At 70.7% G+C, this 15,236-nt stretch carries 16 protein-coding genes; 7 read left to right on the forward strand and 9 right to left on the reverse strand.

The window, feature by feature from the left end:
• Nucleotides 1-42: 42 nt before the first annotated feature.
• From ACVFI9_RS18485 to ACVFI9_RS18510, 6 genes are all read right to left on the reverse strand, one after another.
• Entirely contained in the window at nucleotides 43-1,398 is a 1,356-nt protein-coding gene (locus tag ACVFI9_RS18485) for an FtsX-like permease family protein (RefSeq protein ID WP_474763637.1), read from the reverse strand.
• A complete protein-coding gene (locus ACVFI9_RS18490; protein ID WP_474763638.1) occupies nucleotides 1,395-2,087 on the reverse strand; it encodes an ABC transporter ATP-binding protein in 693 nt (230 codons plus the stop codon). Before ACVFI9_RS18490 ends, ACVFI9_RS18485 begins: the two co-directional genes overlap by 4 nt.
• A 141-nt stretch (nucleotides 2,088-2,228) precedes the next feature.
• Nucleotides 2,229-2,996, reverse strand: coding sequence for a hypothetical protein (locus ACVFI9_RS18495; RefSeq protein ID WP_474763639.1), 768 nt, complete (start codon nucleotides 2,994-2,996; stop codon nucleotides 2,229-2,231).
• Nucleotides 2,993-3,901, reverse strand: a complete 909-nt coding sequence (locus ACVFI9_RS18500) for an ABC transporter ATP-binding protein (RefSeq protein ID WP_474763640.1) — start codon at nucleotides 3,899-3,901, stop codon at nucleotides 2,993-2,995. The genes ACVFI9_RS18495 and ACVFI9_RS18500 overlap by 4 nt, the downstream gene beginning before the upstream one ends.
• Nucleotides 3,898-4,257 carry a GntR family transcriptional regulator gene (locus ACVFI9_RS18505; RefSeq protein WP_474763641.1) on the reverse strand — a complete coding sequence of 120 codons (360 nt, stop codon included), beginning with the start codon at nucleotides 4,255-4,257 and terminating at the stop codon, nucleotides 3,898-3,900. Before ACVFI9_RS18505 ends, ACVFI9_RS18500 begins: the two co-directional genes overlap by 4 nt.
• Before the next feature lie 195 nt (nucleotides 4,258-4,452).
• Nucleotides 4,453-5,463, reverse strand: coding sequence for a DMT family transporter (locus ACVFI9_RS18510; protein WP_474763642.1), 1,011 nt, complete (start codon nucleotides 5,461-5,463; stop codon nucleotides 4,453-4,455).
• Between the two features lie 161 nt (nucleotides 5,464-5,624).
• Here ACVFI9_RS18510 and lpdA point away from each other — a divergent pair, with 161 nt between their 5' ends.
• Together lpdA and ACVFI9_RS18520 are read left to right on the forward strand one after the other, a co-directional pair.
• Complete coding sequence (lpdA, locus tag ACVFI9_RS18515; RefSeq protein WP_474763643.1) at nucleotides 5,625-7,025, forward strand: dihydrolipoyl dehydrogenase; 1,401 nt, start codon at nucleotides 5,625-5,627, stop codon at nucleotides 7,023-7,025.
• Nucleotides 7,026-7,139: 114 nt separating this feature from the next.
• Nucleotides 7,140-7,658, forward strand: coding sequence for a hypothetical protein (locus ACVFI9_RS18520; protein ID WP_474763644.1), 519 nt, complete (start codon nucleotides 7,140-7,142; stop codon nucleotides 7,656-7,658).
• 127 nt (nucleotides 7,659-7,785) lie between these two features.
• Here ACVFI9_RS18520 and ACVFI9_RS18525 read toward each other — a convergent pair whose 3' ends face one another.
• Together ACVFI9_RS18525 and ACVFI9_RS18530 are read right to left on the reverse strand one after the other, a co-directional pair.
• Nucleotides 7,786-9,399 (reverse strand): solute symporter family protein, encoded by a 1,614-nt coding sequence (locus ACVFI9_RS18525; protein ID WP_474763645.1) that lies wholly within the window; start codon nucleotides 9,397-9,399, stop codon nucleotides 7,786-7,788.
• On the reverse strand, nucleotides 9,399-9,776 hold the full coding sequence (locus ACVFI9_RS18530) for a DUF485 domain-containing protein (RefSeq protein ID WP_474763646.1): 378 nt from the start codon (nucleotides 9,774-9,776) through the stop codon (nucleotides 9,399-9,401). The genes ACVFI9_RS18525 and ACVFI9_RS18530 overlap by 1 nt, the downstream gene beginning before the upstream one ends.
• Before the next feature lie 181 nt (nucleotides 9,777-9,957).
• Here ACVFI9_RS18530 and ACVFI9_RS18535 point away from each other — a divergent pair, with 181 nt between their 5' ends.
• Genes ACVFI9_RS18535 through ACVFI9_RS18550 form a run of 4 tightly spaced genes read left to right on the forward strand, consistent with a single transcriptional unit; the run spans nucleotide 9,958 to nucleotide 13,923 of the window.
• Nucleotides 9,958-11,274, forward strand: a complete 1,317-nt coding sequence (locus tag ACVFI9_RS18535; RefSeq protein WP_474763647.1) for a sensor histidine kinase — start codon at nucleotides 9,958-9,960, stop codon at nucleotides 11,272-11,274.
• Nucleotides 11,271-12,014, forward strand: coding sequence for a LytR/AlgR family response regulator transcription factor (locus ACVFI9_RS18540; protein WP_474763648.1), 744 nt, complete (start codon nucleotides 11,271-11,273; stop codon nucleotides 12,012-12,014). Before ACVFI9_RS18535 ends, ACVFI9_RS18540 begins: the two co-directional genes overlap by 4 nt.
• Entirely contained in the window at nucleotides 12,011-12,448 is a 438-nt protein-coding gene (locus ACVFI9_RS18545; protein ID WP_474763649.1) for a DUF485 domain-containing protein, read from the forward strand. The genes ACVFI9_RS18540 and ACVFI9_RS18545 overlap by 4 nt, the downstream gene beginning before the upstream one ends.
• Nucleotides 12,445-13,923, forward strand: a complete 1,479-nt coding sequence (locus tag ACVFI9_RS18550; RefSeq protein ID WP_474763650.1) for a sodium/solute symporter — start codon at nucleotides 12,445-12,447, stop codon at nucleotides 13,921-13,923. The genes ACVFI9_RS18545 and ACVFI9_RS18550 overlap by 4 nt, the downstream gene beginning before the upstream one ends.
• A 252-nt stretch (nucleotides 13,924-14,175) precedes the next feature.
• Here the strand turns inward: ACVFI9_RS18550 and ACVFI9_RS18555 are convergent, their stop codons facing one another.
• The gene (locus tag ACVFI9_RS18555) at nucleotides 14,176-14,850 is read right to left on the reverse strand and encodes a GNAT family N-acetyltransferase (protein WP_474763651.1); all 675 of its coding nucleotides are present in this window, start codon (nucleotides 14,848-14,850) and stop codon (nucleotides 14,176-14,178) included.
• A gap of 145 nt (nucleotides 14,851-14,995) precedes the next feature.
• Here ACVFI9_RS18555 and ACVFI9_RS18560 point away from each other — a divergent pair, with 145 nt between their 5' ends.
• Entirely contained in the window at nucleotides 14,996-15,217 is a 222-nt protein-coding gene (locus tag ACVFI9_RS18560; protein ID WP_474763652.1) for a hypothetical protein, read from the forward strand.
• Nucleotides 15,218-15,236: the final 19 nt, after the last annotated feature.

Genomic DNA, 15,236 nt, shown 5'->3' on the forward strand with positions numbered 1-15,236 from the left:
ACCTTCGCCGCACGCGACCGACTCCCCTGATGGGCCCGCGGATCAACCCGCAGCGGCGCGCGCCAGCAGCGGGCGTGTCGCGGCGAGCCCGAGCCACACCACGCCGATCCCGGTCGCGAGCACGGCCCCGATGACGAGCAGCGAGACCGGCGCCACGATCAGCGTGATCCCCGTGAGCGGCAGCATCACCACCGCGGCAGCGAGCGCGGCCCCGATCGCGGTGATGCGCAGCGGCGACATCACCGAACGTCGGCGCGCGGCATCGGCGGTGCTCAGGGGCATGCCGAGCTTGCCGAGCGCCTCGTGCAGGTCGCGACGGTCGAGGATGGCCGCCGCCTGGTTCACGCCCACCGAGCACGCGACCATGAGGAACGAGCCGATGACCGTGATCAGGATACCGGTGCGGATGTCGGCGAGCAGCAGTTCCGACTCCCGGTCGGGCACGCCTTCGCCGAGCGAGCTCACGACGGCGACGCCCGAGCCGGCGAACACCGCCATGAAGCTCGTCATCGCGACCCCCGAGACCTGCCGCCACGCGGCCTTCGGCGATTCGAGCACGGCCCGCGCGGCGAGGAGCTTCGCGGGCGTCTTCGCCGAGCGCGCCTGCGCCTGCGCGACCAGCCGGATGACCCAGGGCCCCACGAGGTTCTGCACGGCGAGCGCCCCGCCGAAGGCGACCGCGAGCATGCCGAGGATCATGATGGCGGATGCCGCGACCTGCAGCACGGCCATCAGGCCAGCGCCGACCGCGACCACCACGAGGGCCACGGCCGCGCGCAGCCAGTGCAACTTCGGGGCATCCTGCCGGGTGCGCACGCCCAGCGGCGAGATGACCACCAGCCGAAGCCCGAGCACCGCGCTCACCACGGCCAACAAGACGACCCCGACGGGCACTCCGACCAGCACGGCCCAGCCGAGCAGCACGCCCTCGACCCCGAGCGCCTCGCCGCGGAACGGGATGAGCGCGAGCGCCGGCACCAGCGCGCCGTACAGGACGACGCCGATGACCGAGCCGATCGCGGCGAGCGCCGCGAATTCGATCACGGCGAGCGCCGACACCATCGCGGGCGTCGCGCCGAGCAGCCGCAGGGTCGCGAGCCGATCGTCGCGACGCCGCGCCGAGAGCCGCGCCGCGGCGCCGCCGAGCGAGGCGAGCGGCACGACGAGCAGCACGAGCGCGATCACGGCGAGCGCTTGGTAGGTCACGGCCCACTCGTCGTTCCACGTCCAGAACGTCTGGGCGCCGCCGAGCACGGTGAGCAGCAGCGCCGTCACGATCGCGAACGCGGCGATCGGCAGTGCCGTGGCCGCCACCCCGGTGGTGCCGGGCCGCGCCAGCAGCCAGGCGACGCGGCCGACTCGGCCGACCCGGCCGACGCGACCGGTCCGGCCGATCACGCCGCCACCCGCTCGCCCACGATGCGGCCGTCGCGCATGTCGACCGTACGCGAGCAGCGCGCGGCGACGCCGGGGTCGTGCGTCACGAGCACGAGCGTGCGCCCCTGCCCGGTGGTCGAGTCGAGCAGCGCGCTCATCACGTCGGCCGACGTCACCGAGTCGAGCGCCCCGGTGGGCTCGTCGGCGAAGATGACGGATGCCCCGGTGACCTGCGCCCTGGCGATCGCCACGCGCTGCGCCTGGCCGCCCGAGAGCTGTCCGATGCGCCGGTCCTCGAGTCCGGCGAGCCCGAGGGCGGCGAGCCAGCCCCGGCCGTACTCCTCGGCCCTGGCACGGGGCATGCCGTTCAGCATGAGTGCGAGCGCGACGTTCTCGACCGCAGTGAGCTCCGGAATGAGGAGCCCCTGCTGGAAGACGAACCCGAACGCCTCCCGGCGCAGTCGGGAACGTTCGCGCTCGCCGAGTCCCGTGACCTCCACGCGACCCGTGCCCGACAGGAAGCCGACCGTGCCGGCGTCGGGCCGCGTGATCCCCGCGAGGCAGTGCAGCAGCGTCGTCTTGCCCGAACCCGATGCGCCCATGATGGCGAGCGACTCGCCGGTGCGCACCGTGAGGTCGACGCCCGCGAGCGCGCGCGCCTGACCGAATGACTTGCTGAGGCCGGATGCCTCGATCACGAAGGAACTCATGTCATCGAGACTGCCGGGGCGGGCCGTTCCGCCGCGTCGCACCGGAGGCGGATCCGAGGCGCGGCGCGTCATCCTCCGGAATGAGATGCGGCGCGGCATCCGACCCCCTGGGATGCCGCGCCGCGGCCTGTGCGCGCCGCCTCAGCGCGGCGTGGCGCGCCTGATCACCACGTACCCGACGGCGGCGAAGATCGCGGCGAATCCGAGCACGATCGTGAACCCACCCACGACGCCGATGCCCGCGAACCACGCGACCACGGCGGGCCAGCCGCCGGTGAGCGTCACCACCGCGAGCAGCGCGAGCGCCAGGGCGATGGCCGCGCCGGAGAGGATCATCAGGCCGCGCATGCGCCAGCGCAGGTACGCCGTGGTCACGCTCGCGCCGATGAACAGCACGAGCAGCTGGAGCGCGAGGGTCGTGTACGCGTCCACCAGCCAGCCGCTCTGCCCGTACCAGAGCGCGTCGAACATCGCGATACCGATCCACCAGCCCCCGGTCGCCTGCTCGATCTGCACGAGCGTGGCGATGGCCGCGGCGTTCAGCACTGAGACGATGGCGAACATGAGGCTCGTGCCGAGCCAGAAGTCGCGCCTCGTGGCACCGAATCCCAACGCGAAGGAGAAGGTCATCGCGACGGCCTGCACGCCGACGGCGACGAGATACCACTGGGGCGACAGCACCGCCCAGCTGTAGCGCATGCCCTCCATCACCTGCGCCTGGTCGGCACCGGCGCCCGACGTGATGAGCCCGATCGTGATCATCACGAGCAACGCGCCTCCCAGGATCAGCCAGGGGATGCCGAAGAAGACGGACGGCGTCACGGCGTGCAGGCGTACGATGCGCCAGATCTCCCCCGCGCGCGAGCGTGGCTCGGTACCGACGATCGACTGGTCGATGACGGCGGTCATGCGGCGACCTCCTCCTGGGTCGAATGGGCACGCAGGTCGGTGCCGGTCATGTGGATGATGAGCTGCTGCAGCGAGACGGGAGCGAGTTCGAGCCCCAGCTCGGCGGCGCGGATGCGGTCGGACTGGTCGAGGCGGCCGTCGACGGTCACCGAGGCGAGCCCCCCGAGCCCCTCCCGGCCGATGACCGCGCGGTCGGCGACGAACGATTCGACCGCCGCCTTCGCCCCCGCCACCGTGGTCGCCGACCCGCGCACCTCGTCGGCGTCGCGATCGAGCAGGATCCGGCCCTGGTCGATGACGACGACGTGCTCGAGGAGGTTCGCCACCTCGTCGATCAGGTGCGTCGACAGCACGATCGTGCGCGGGTGCTCGGCGTAGTCCTCGAGGAGGCGGTCGTAGAAGACGTGGCGCGCGACCGCGTCGAGCCCGAGGTAGGGCTCGTCGAAGAAGGTGAGCGGCGCCCGCGAGGCGAGGCCCACGATCACGCCGACGGCTGACAGCTGCCCGCGAGACAGCTTCTTCACGGGGCGCCTGGTCGGCAGCCGGAAGTCCTCGACGAGGCGCTCCGCGAACTCGGCGTCCCAGTGCTCGAAGAACCAGGGCGCCGCCCGCAGCACGTGCGAGGCGTGGAAGGCGTCGGGGTAGCGCTGCGCCTCGGCGATGAAGCAGATGCGGCGCAGCACGTCGGCATGCTCGGCCGGTGTTCGGCCGAACACCTCGAGCTCGCCGCCGTCGGGGAACAGCTGGCCGGTGAGGAGCTGCATGACGGTGGTCTTGCCGGCGCCGTTGCGCCCGAGGAGTCCGTAGATGCGGTTCTCCTCGAACGCGAAGTCGACGGCGTCCACCGCGGTGAACGAGCCGTAGCGCTTGGTGAGCCCGCTGGCGCGGACCACGGTGCGGGTCATGACTGGATCCTTTCCGCGCGGAGCAGCTCCGCGAGTTCGTCGATGTCGATGCCGAGCTTCTCGGCCTCGACGATGAGCGGCCGCAGGTACTCGGCGGCGAAGTCGCCGCGCCGACGCTCGATGAGCCGAGCACGCGCGCCCGGTGTCACGAACATGCCGATCCCCCGTCGCTTCGCCACGATGCCGTCGTCGACCAGACGATTCACCCCCTTCAACGCGGTCGCCGGGTTGATGCGGTGGAACGCGGCGAGCTCGTTCGTCGAGGGGATCTGCTCGTCCTCCTCGAGGACGCCCTCGATGATGTCGTTCTCGACCTGCTCCGCGATCTGCAGGAAGATCGGCCGCGATTCGTCCATGTCACCCGGTTCATTGGTTCATTACTTGTGTAACTAACCAACCATGCGAGCGTGATCGTGTCAAGCCCGGTTCCACACGCCGCTCAGCGCCACTTCGCCGCGCTCTGCGCCAGTTGAAGTGGCGCAGGAGTCGCAGAAGTGGCGCAGAGGCGGATGCCCGCGGGCGGGGGCGGGCGGCCGCCGGGCACGGGACGGTCAGGCGGTGTCGGATGCCGCGACGCGGCGCCGAGGCATCCGGAGCCGTCCCTGCGCCAGCAGGATGCCGAGCAGCACGAGGAGCGCACCCACCGGTTCGTGCCAGGAGAACCGCTCGCCGAGCAGGAGCACGCCCAGCGCGACGCCGACCACGGGCGTCACGTACGTGACCGTGGACACGCCCGTCGGACCCCACGCGCGCAGCACGTTGATGTTCCAGATGTACGCCAGCCCGGTGCCGAGCAGGCCGAGCGCGAGCAGGGAGCCGACGATCGTCCAGTCGAGCTCGACCGGGGCGAGGGCCACCCACGGGGTGAGCGCCAGCATGACCACCGCCGAGACGCCGATGGACAGGAACGCGAACGTCGCCGGCGCGATCGGCCGGTGGCTCAGGAACCGCCGCTGGTAGCCGAAGGTGAAGCCGTAGCAGAGGGTCGCCACGAGGCAGGCGAGTTGTCCGGCGAGGCTTCCGGTGAGCGCCTGGACCTGCCAGGGCCCGATGATGACGAGGACGCCGAGGATCCCGACGCCGACCCCGACCCACCGGCTGAGACCGAGCCGCTCCACTCGGAACACGAGCGTGGCCATGATGGCCGTCATGATCGGCGTCGTGGCGTTGTAGATGGACGCGAGGCTCGACGATACGTACTGCTCGGCCCAGGCGAACGCGAGGTACGGGATCACGCACGTCGTCAGCGAGACCACCAGGAAGTGCAGCCACACGACACGATCGCGCGGCAGGACGGGGCCGGGTGTGCCGTCGGCCCGAGGCACCCGCGGACGCGTGATGAGCACGATGGCACCGAGCGCGAACGCGCCGAGCAGCGTGCGCGACCACGCGATCTGTCCGAACGAGACCCCGTCGAGCGCGACCTTCATGAACAGGAAGCTGGCACCCCACACGGTTCCCATGGCGAGGAACTGCGCCCAGGTCGAGAGCCGGCCCGGTCGCTTCGGGGCGGATGCCGCGGCCGGAACGGCGGAGGAGCGAGGGGTCGTGGTGCTGGTCACGGGTCGAGGCTACGCCGCACGCCCACGAGCCGACGAGGGCCTCGGACAGCATGTCCGGAATCCGCCGAAGGTCGGCAGCGTGGAGTCCGCCGGCCCCCGGCCTGCCGCCGGTGCGCCTGCGACTTTCCGATGCGAGCGCGAACGCGCCTAGGCTGCTAGGCATGACCAGCCACTTCGATGTCGTCGTCCTCGGCGCCGGCCCCGGCGGGTACGTCGCCGCCGTCCGCGCCGCCCAGCTCGGTCTCCGCACCGCGGTGATCGAGGAACGCTACTGGGGCGGCGTCTGCCTCAACGTCGGATGCATCCCCTCGAAGGCGCTCCTGCGCAATGCCGAGCTCGCCCACATCTTCCACGCCCAGGCCGACACGTTCGGCATCTCGGGCGAGGCGACGTTCGACTACGGGGTCGCATTCGACCGCAGCCGCAAGGTCGCCGATGGCCGGGTCAAGGGCGTGCACTTCCTCATGAAGAAGAACGGCATCACCGAGTTCGACGGTCGCGGCACGTTCCGCGACGCGAACACCATCGACGTCGCCAAGGCCGACGGGTCGACCGAGACCGTCACGTTCGACAACGCGATCATCGCCACCGGTTCGCGGGTGCGTCTGCTGCCGGGCGTGCAGCTGTCCGACAACATCGTCACCTACGAGACGCAGATCCTGAGCCGCGACCTCCCCCGATCGATCGCGATCGTCGGCGCCGGCGCCATCGGCATGGAGTTCGCCTACGTGCTGCGCAACTACGGCGTCGAGGTGACGATCATCGAGTTCCTCGGCCGCGCGCTGCCCAACGAGGACCTCGACGTGTCGAAGGAGATCACCAAGCAGTACCGCAAGCTCGGCGTGCCGATCCTCACGTCGACGAAGGTGCAGACCGTCACCGACAACGGTTCGAGCGTGACGGTCACCTACGAGGGCGCAGACGGCCAGCCGGGCTCGCTCGAGGTCGACCGCGTGCTCATGGCCGTGGGCTTCGCGCCGAACGTCGAGGACTTCGGCCTCGAGAACACGGGTGTGCAGCTCACCGACCGCGGGGCGATCGCCATCGACGACGTCATGCGCACGAACGTGCCGCACATCTACGCCATCGGCGACGTCACCGCGAAGCTCATGCTCGCGCACGTCGCCGAGGCGATGGGCGTCGTCGCGGCCGAGACCATCGGCGGTGCCGAGACCATGGGATTCGACGACTACCGCATGATGCCGCGTGCGACGTTCTGCTCGCCGCAGGTCGCGAGCTTCGGCCTCACCGAGCAGCAGGCCCGCGACGAGGGCTACGACGTGAAGGTCGCGACGTTCCCGTTCTCGGCCAACGGCAAGGCGCACGGACTCGGCGACCCTGTCGGGTTCGTGAAGCTCGTCGCCGACGCGAAGTACCTCGAGCTCCTCGGCGGCCACATCATCGGTCCGGATGCCTCGGAGCTCCTGCCCGAGCTCACGCTCGCGCAGAAGTGGGACCTCGGCGCCCTCGAGCTCGCGCGCAACGTGCACACGCACCCGACCCTGTCGGAGGGTCTGCAGGAGGCGTTCCACGGACTCGTCGGCCACATGATCAACATGTAGCGGCCCTTCGATGGGCTCAGGGACCGGCTGGTCGCCGAGCCCGGCGAAGCGAGGGCCCGGTTCTCTCGTTGCGGGCTCCACCCGAACAGATCGAGAATCTGAACCGGGGGCATCATGGAGACCGAGCTGTTCGTGCACTTCGCCGAGATCGCCGGCGTCTTCGTCGGATTCGGGGCACTCATCGGCCTGCGCAGCACGCGCCCGTCCGACCTGCACGACGTGATCTACCTGAGAGCCGTGCTCATCCTGGGCGTGTGGGTGGTCATCGCCGCCCTGCTCCCGATCGCCGTGAACCGGTACGGCGTCGACGGCCACCCGCTCTGGCTGTCGTGCGCCACTGCGGTCGGCACGGTCTGGGTCGTCGGATTCTTCGCCCTGAACCTCAGCGCCGATATGCGCGCCTTCAACCGGACGACCGAACCCGTCGATCGGCTCTTCCCCGTCGTCGGCCTTCCGTTGCACCTCATCATCGCCGGCAGCATGATCCTCATCATCATCGGCGTCTGGCCCCACCTCGACGAGGCACTGTACGTGACGGCGCTCACCGCCTGCGTGATCTTCGCGGGCTACACCCTGCTCGCGAGCGTGCTCAGCCAGAGACACCTCTCGTCGTCGGATCGCGAGGGACGCTGACGGTGACGAGGTCGCCGAGCACGAGCAACGGGGGCGGATGCCACGACTCGCCGTCGTGGCATCCGCCCCCGTCTGTTCATTCGACGCGGCTCGGGCAGGCGTTCCCGCCGCGTCGAAGCCGTGCTCGCTAGTGGCTGACCGCCTTCTCGGCGCCGATGCCCGTGAGCGAGCGGACCTCCATCTCGGACTGCTTGGCGGCGTCTTCACGACGGTTGTCGATGACGCTCACGATCCAGCCGAGGAGGAACGCGAGCGGGATCGAGACGATGCCCGGGTTCGACAGCGGGAAGATCGCGAAGTTGATCGCCTCGGTCTTCAGCATCGAGGTCGCCGAACCCGACACCACCGGCGAGAACGCGATGAGCACGATCGCCGAGATGAGCCCGCCGTACATGCTCCAGAGGGCGCCACGGGTGGTGAAGCGCTTCCAGAAGAGCGAGTACACGATGGTCGGCAGGTTGGCGGATGCCGCGACGGCGAACGCCAGCGCCACGAGGAACGCGATGTTCTGGCCGTTGGCGCCGATGCCGCCGAGGATCGCGACGATGCCGATGATGACCACCGTACGACGGGCGACCTTCACCTCGGCACCCGGTTCGGGCTTGCCCTTCTTCACGACCGACGCGTAGATGTCGTGCGCGAACGAGGCCGCCGCCGTGATCGTGAGGCCCGCCACCACGGCGAGGATCGTGGCGAACGCGACCGCCGAGATGATGCCGAGCAGCAGCGGACCGCCGAGCGCGAACGCGAGCAGCGGGGCCGCCGAGTTCGGGCCGCCAGGAGCCGCCGCGATGACCTCGGGGCCGACGAGCGCCGCGGCGCCGTAGCCGAGCACCAGCGTGAACACGTAGAAGATGCCGATCAGCCAGATCGCCCAGACGACCGATTTGCGGGCCTCCTTCGCGGTGGGCACCGTGTAGAAGCGCATGAGCACGTGCGGGAGCGCCGCGGTGCCGAGCACGAGGGCGAGGCCGAGCGAGAGGAAGTCGACCTTCGCGAGCTCGGAGACGCCGTACTTCAGGCCCGGGTCGAGGATGGCGGGGTTCTCGGCGACCGCGACGGCACGGTCGAGCAGCGCCGAGAAGTCGAACCCGTTGAGCGCGAGCACCCAGACCGTCATGATGCCGGCACCGGCGATGAGCATCACGGCCTTGATGATCTGCACCCAGGTGGTGCCCTTCATGCCGCCGACGAGCACGTAGAGGATCATGAGGCCGCCGACCACGGTGATCACCACGGCCTGGCCGACGCCGTCGCCGATGCCGAGGAGCAGCGACACGAGGCCACCGGCGCCCGCCATCTGCGCGAGCAGGTAGAAGAACGACACCGCGAGCGTCGTGACGGCTGCCGCGATGCGGACTGGACGCTGCTTGAGCCGGAACGAGAGCACGTCGCCCATCGTGAACTTGCCCGTGTTGCGCAGCAGCTCGGCGACGAGGAGCAGCGCGACGAGCCAGGCGACGAGGAAGCCGATCGAGTAGAGGAATCCGTCGTAGCCGGTCATCGCGATGGCGCCGACGATACCGAGGAAGGATGCGGCAGACAGGTAGTCGCCCGCGATGGCCGAGCCGTTCTGGCCGCCGGTGAACGAGCGGCCGGCCGCGTAGTAGTCGGCCGCGGTCTTGTTGTTCCGGCTGGCGCGGAACACGATCACCATGGTGATCGCGACGAACGCGCCGAAGATACCGATGTTGAGCCAGGGATTGCCGGGCGAGGTGCTCGCCGCTTCGAGGTGCAGCATCAGCGCGTCACCCCCTCGTCGGCCTTGTCGAAGAACACGCCCGACTCGATCTCGTCGCGGATCTGCTCCGCCTTGGGGTCGAGGTGCGTGTTGGCCCAGCGCACGTACCACATGGTCACCGCGAAGGTCGTGACGACCTGCGCGAGACCGAGGAGCATGGCGACGTTGATGCTGCCGAACACGCGCGTCGACATGAAATCGACCGCGTACACCGCGAGCAGCACGTAGGCGAGGTACCAGACCAGGCACGCGGCGAGCACGGGGAAGACGAAGCTCCGGTGAGTCCGTCGGAGCTGTTGGAACTCTGGCGATTGCTGCACGGCGTGGTAGTCGACCTTGCTGAGGTCGACCTCCGCGCTCAGGGCGTCGTTGCCCATGGCGTCTCTCCTTCGAGGGGTTTCGGCGGGCCGTCGGACGCGCCGCCTGCGTTCGCAGTGGACCCATGCTCGCTTCCCCGCGCGGCGGCCGGGGGCGTCGACCGTTCGTCGTCGGTGAGCGGCGTCCACGGTGCGACGAACGGCGACCGGGCGACGACGAACGACGGCTACGCTGGCCTCCATGCCCGAGTCGATGCTGCTCGCCGCTGCCGCCGGCGTCGTCGCCGGGGCGCTCGCCGTCGGCGTCGTGCTGCTGCTCCGGCGGCTCGTGGTGACGTCGCGCGAGCTCGGCACCGACGTCGAGCGGGCGACGTACCAGACCCTGCACCTCGCGAGTCGTGCCGCGAAGCACCTGCGCGGCGGCATCGGCGAGACCGACGCGAATCGTGCGGGGCGGCACCTGCGGGCGCTCCTCGGCTGCGAGAGCCTCGCGCTCGTCGATCCTGCCGGCACGGTCACCGTCGAGGGCGACGACGCCGTGCGCGCGGTGGCCGGGCGGCTCGCCGCCGAGGCGAGCGCGTCGGGGAAGCCCCAGGTGCAGCGGCGCATCCGCATCGGCGACGAGGAGACGGATGCCGTCGCCGCACCGATCCGGGCGAGCGGCGTGCCGGCCGGGGCCATCGTGGCCTTCGCGGCGCCTGTGCGAGCTGGGCTCGTGCGCGCGACGGGCGAGGTCGCCGAGTGGGTCGCGGCGCAGGTCGAACTCGGCGAACTCGACGCCTCGCGAGCCGCGCTCGCGGAGGCCGAGGTGCGCGCCCTCCGCGCGCAGATCAGCCCGCACTTCATCTACAACTCGCTCAACGCGATCGCCTCGTTCATCAACACCGACCCCGCGAAGGCGCGCGAGCTCGTGCTCGAGTTCGCCGACTTCACGCGATACTCGTTCCGACGGCACGGCGACTTCACCACGGTCGCCGAGGAGCTGCGCTCGATCGACAGCTACCTGAAGCTCGAGCGGGCGCGGTTCGGCCAGCGGCTGCGCGTGTCGCTGCAGATCGCGCCAGAGGTGCTCTCGACGGTCGTGCCGTTCCTCTCGATCCAGCCCCTCGTCGAGAACGCGGTGCGGCACGGCCTCGAGTCGAAGGAGGGCGGCGGGCGCATCTCGATCACGGCCGCCGACTCCGGCGCGTTCGCCGAGATCAGCGTGGAGGACGACGGCGTCGGCATCGATCCCGCCGTGCTCGAGACGGTGCTCGCGGGCGGCGCACCCGGCGAGCACGTCGGCCTCCGCAACGTCGATGCACGGCTCCGGCAGGTCTACGGCGATGAGCACGGCCTCGTGGTGGAGACGAACGTGGGCGCGGGCACCCTCGTGCGCATGCGCATCCCGAAGAGCCAGCCGGGCCGTGTCGCGGACTCGCTCCCCGAGCCTGGCGGGTTCCCCGAGCCTGTCGAAGGGAGCGGCGCCCGCGGGACCGCTTCGACGAGGTCCGCTTCGACGGGGTCCGCTTCGACAGGCTCAGCGACCGGGAACACCGATGGGAGACTGGAACCGTGATCTCCGTGCTCATCGCCGACGACGAGCAGCCCGCGATCGACGAGCTGGCGTTCCTGCTCGGCCAGGATCCGCGCATCGGGGTGATCCACCAGGCGAGCTCGGGATCCGAGGCGATCCGGCTGCTCACGCGCGAGCCGGTCGACGCGGCGTTCCTCGACATCCACATGCCCGGACTCACGGGCTTCGACCTCGCGCGGGCGCTGCAGCGCTTCGAGCGCCGACCCGCGCTCGTCTTCGTCACGGCCGACGAGGAGGGCGCGCTCGAGGCGTTCGACCTCGCGGCCGTCGACTACCTGCTGAAGCCCGTGCGGGCCGAACGCCTGCACCGTTCGATCAGCCGTGTCGTCGAGGCCTTGAAGGCGTCGGCTGCGCCGGCACCGGATGCCCCGGGCGCCGCCCAACCCGAGATGATCGCCGTGTCCCTCGGCGGCACGACCCGCATGATCCGGCGCGACGAGGTGCGCTACGTGCAGGCGCAGGGGGACTACGCGCGGCTGCACACCGAGGAGGCGAGCTACCTCGTGCGCGTGCCGATGTCCGACCTCGAGCGCCAGTGGGCCGACACGTTCGTGCGGATCCATCGGTCGTACCTGGTGGCGATCCCGCATCTCACCCGCATCCGGCTGGGCGCCGACCACCCGAGCGTCACCGTCGGCGCGGCCGAGCTGCCCGTGAGCCGGCGGCTGCTGCCCGCGCTCCGGGAGCGGCTCGAGCAGGCCACGATCCGGCCGCGGCCATGAGCGACGAGAGGCGCCCTGAGCCCGTCGAAGGGGCCGGCGCTTCGACGGGCTCAGCGCACGCTGATGGCCCGCCCGCGCGCGTGCGGGTCACCGCGCCGCGAGCCGGGGCTGCGGCATCCGTCCGGCCGACGCCGCATGTCGGCACGGAGGCCCCGACGAGCGACATCACCGGGGTCTACGTGCGGTCGCTCATCCGATCGCAGCTCCGGCTCGGCGTCGTGATGGCGGTCGGGTTCGTGGCGGCGACGGCGCTCTTCGTGCTGGCCATCGCGTTCACGCCCGTGCTCGACGGGACGTTCGTCGCCGGCGTGCCCCTGTCGTGGCTGCTCCTCGGCGTCGGCGTGTATCCGCTCGCCATCACCGTCGGGGCGCTCTACGTGCGCGCCGCCGCCCGCAACGAGGCGCGGTACCGATCGCTGACGGAGGACGAGTGAACCCCGCGATCGGATACGCGGCGATCGTGGCCGTCGCCGTGGCATCCGCCCTCATCGGCTTCTACGGACTGCGGGTCTCGCGCACGACGAGCGACTTCTACGTCGCCTCGCGCACCGTGCGCCCGTGGTGGAACGCGTCGGCGATCGGCGGCGAGTACCTTTCCGCGGCGTCGTTCCTCGGCATCGCGGGGCTCATCCTGCTCACGGGCTCGGCCGGCCTGTGGTTCCCCATCGGCTACACGGCGGGATACCTCATGCTCCTGCTGTTCGTGGCGGCGCCGCTGCGCCGCTCGGGCGCGTACACGATCCCCGACTTCACCGAGGCCAGGCTCGAATCGGTGTGGGCGCGCCGCGTGACGAGCACGCTCGTCATCGTGATCGGCTGGTTCTACATCGTGCCGCAGCTGCAGGGCGCCGCGCTCACGGTGCGCATCACCACGGGCCTGCCCGCGTGGGCCGGCTCGCTCGCGGTCGCGGTGATCGTCGCGGTCGTGGTCGCCGCAGGCGGCATGCGCTCGATCACGTTCGTGCAGGCGTTCCAGTTCTGGCTGAAGCTCACGGCGCTCGCCGTGCCGGTCGTGGTGCTGCTCATCATGGTCGGTGGCGTGGAGCCCGAGCTGCCGCCCATCGAGGCGTTCCCGACGACGGCGGGGCCCGCCGACCTCGACGTCTACCGCACGATCTCGCTCATGGTCGCGCTGCTGCTCGGCACCCTCGGCCTGCCGCACGTGCTCGTGCGCTTCTACACGAACCCCGACGGCACGGCCGCCCGGCGAACGACCGTCATCGTGCTCGTGCTGCTCTCGGTGTTCTACCTGTTCCCCACCGCGTTCGGGTTCCTCGGACGGGCGTTCGCGCCCGACCTCGCGGCGTCGGGCGAGGCGGACGCGCTCGTGCTGCTGCTCCCCGGACGACTCGTCCCCGGCCCCCTCGGAGACCTGCTCACGGCGTTCGTCATCGCCGGGGCGTTCGCGGCGTTCCTCTCGACCTCGTCGGGACTCGTCGTGTCGCTCGCGGGCGTGATCAGCCAGGACCTCATCGGCGGCAGTGTGCGCGGCTTCCGCATCGCGGCCGTCGCGTCATCGTTCGTGCCGCTGCTCGTGGCGCTCGCGACCGAGTCGGCGGGCCTGGCGGGGAGTGTGGGGCTGGTGTTCGCGTTCACGGCGTCGACCCTGTGCCCCATGCTGCTGCTCGGCATCTGGTGGCGCGGCCTCACCGCGCGCGGCGCCATCGCGGGCATGCTGACCGGCGCCGTGCTCTCGGGGGCGGCGATCTTCGGCGGATCGCTGCTCGCGGCGTCGGCGGGCGGCATCCGCCCGTTCCTCGAGCAACCGGCCGCTTGGACGGTGCCGCTCGCCGTGCTCGTCACGGTGCTGGCGTCACGCGCCGATCGCCGGGGCGTGCCTCGCGGCGCGGATGCGTTCCTCACCCGGCTGCATGTGCCCGAACCGGCGCGCCGGCGGCGCGAGGCCTGATCGGAGAAGTCGCAGATGCAGGGTGCGACCCTGCAGACGCGACTTCTCGACCCTGCGCGATGGTGCGCTCCACGATCTGAGCCGCACCCCCACCCACCACCGGAACAAGAAGTCGCAGATGCACGGTGCGACCCTGCAGACGCGACTTCTCGAGATGCGAGGTTCGCGGCATCCGTCACCGCTCGCGAAAAGTCGCCGCTGCAGGGTGCGACCCTGCAAACCGGACTTCTCGAGATGCGAGACTCGGATGCCTCAGCCGGCGGATGAGGCCGCAGCCGCCCCGGCCCGCCGCTCACCCAGCACGACCGGCCGGTCGCCCCAGGCCGCCAACCGCGCCTCGAGCCCGGCTCGCACCGCTGGCCAGTCGTCGATGATCACGGAGTAGACCGCGGTGTCGCGCCACGACCCGTCGGCGCGCTGCCGATCGCGCCGCGCGATGCCCTCGAAGTGCGCCCCGAGCTTCGCGATCGCCGCGCGCGAGCGCGCGTTCACGGAATCGGCCTGGATCTTCACTCGACCGAAGCCGTGGTCGAAGGCGAGCCCCAGCAGCAGCAGCTTGGCCTCGGGGTTCACCGATGTGCCCCAGACGCGGGGATCGTAGCCGGTCCACCCGATGTGCCCGTACTCCTGCCGGAGGTCGAAGTCGGCGAACTTCGTGGCGCCGACGACGGTGCCGTGATCGGGTCCGCCTTCGAGGCGCAGCGTCCAGGGCATCGCGCCAGGACCGCCCGTGTACGACGTGATCGCGAATCGCTCGAACGCCTCGAGGTCTCGCGTGAAGCCGGCCGGCCCGCCGCCGTACCCGCCCGCGAACACCTCGGGGTGTCCGAGGGCCCGGTACAACTCGGGGATGTCGGCCTCGGTGAACGGCGTCAGGCTGATGAATCGGCCGATGAGGGGCTCGTCGGCGGGTCGGATGGCGGTCACGCCACGAGTCTTCCACGATCGGGCGACACCTTCGTGCGACACCTTCGTGCGACACCTTCGGGCGACACATTCGGGCGCCGCCTTTCGTCGCCGCTGCCACGCCCGTACGATGACGAGCGAGGACGACCGATTGGATGGTGGGGACATGGGAGCGCTTGACGATCTCACGGGCAAGGCGAAGGACTTCGTCGAGGAGAACAAGGACGCGATCGAGGAGGCACTGAACAGCGAGAAGGCCGAGGAGATCAGCGACAAGGTGCTCGGCGCCGTCGCCGACGCGGCCAAGAAGGTCGTCCCCGAGGAGCACCACGACAAGATCGACGACGTCCGGGCGAACATCGACACGTCGATCGGCACCGAGCCGTAGACCGGTCACGCGTCGCGAA

Source organism: Agromyces sp. NSFZ (assembly GCF_056156205.1).

Bases quoted from the DNA above. Each gene is read 5' to 3' on its own strand.
- ACVFI9_RS18490 (WP_474763638.1), bottom strand. From the start codon at position 2,087: ATGAGTTCCTTCGTGATCGAGGCATCCGGCCTCAGCAAGTCATTCGGT.
- ACVFI9_RS18495 (WP_474763639.1), bottom strand. From the start codon at position 2,996: ATGACCGCCGTCATCGACCAGTCGATCGTCGGTACCGAGCCACGCTCG.
- ACVFI9_RS18500 (WP_474763640.1), bottom strand. From the start codon at position 3,901: ATGACCCGCACCGTGGTCCGCGCCAGCGGGCTCACCAAGCGCTACGGC.
- ACVFI9_RS18505 (WP_474763641.1), bottom strand. From the start codon at position 4,257: ATGGACGAATCGCGGCCGATCTTCCTGCAGATCGCGGAGCAGGTCGAG.
- lpdA (WP_474763643.1), top strand. From the start codon at position 5,625: ATGACCAGCCACTTCGATGTCGTCGTCCTCGGCGCCGGCCCCGGCGGG.
- ACVFI9_RS18520 (WP_474763644.1), top strand. From the start codon at position 7,140: ATGGAGACCGAGCTGTTCGTGCACTTCGCCGAGATCGCCGGCGTCTTC.
- ACVFI9_RS18525 (WP_474763645.1), bottom strand. From the start codon at position 9,399: ATGCTGCACCTCGAAGCGGCGAGCACCTCGCCCGGCAATCCCTGGCTC.
- ACVFI9_RS18530 (WP_474763646.1), bottom strand. From the start codon at position 9,776: ATGGGCAACGACGCCCTGAGCGCGGAGGTCGACCTCAGCAAGGTCGAC.
- ACVFI9_RS18535 (WP_474763647.1), top strand. From the start codon at position 9,958: ATGCCCGAGTCGATGCTGCTCGCCGCTGCCGCCGGCGTCGTCGCCGGG.
- ACVFI9_RS18545 (WP_474763649.1), top strand. From the start codon at position 12,011: ATGAGCGACGAGAGGCGCCCTGAGCCCGTCGAAGGGGCCGGCGCTTCG.
- ACVFI9_RS18560 (WP_474763652.1), top strand. From the start codon at position 14,996: ATGGGAGCGCTTGACGATCTCACGGGCAAGGCGAAGGACTTCGTCGAG.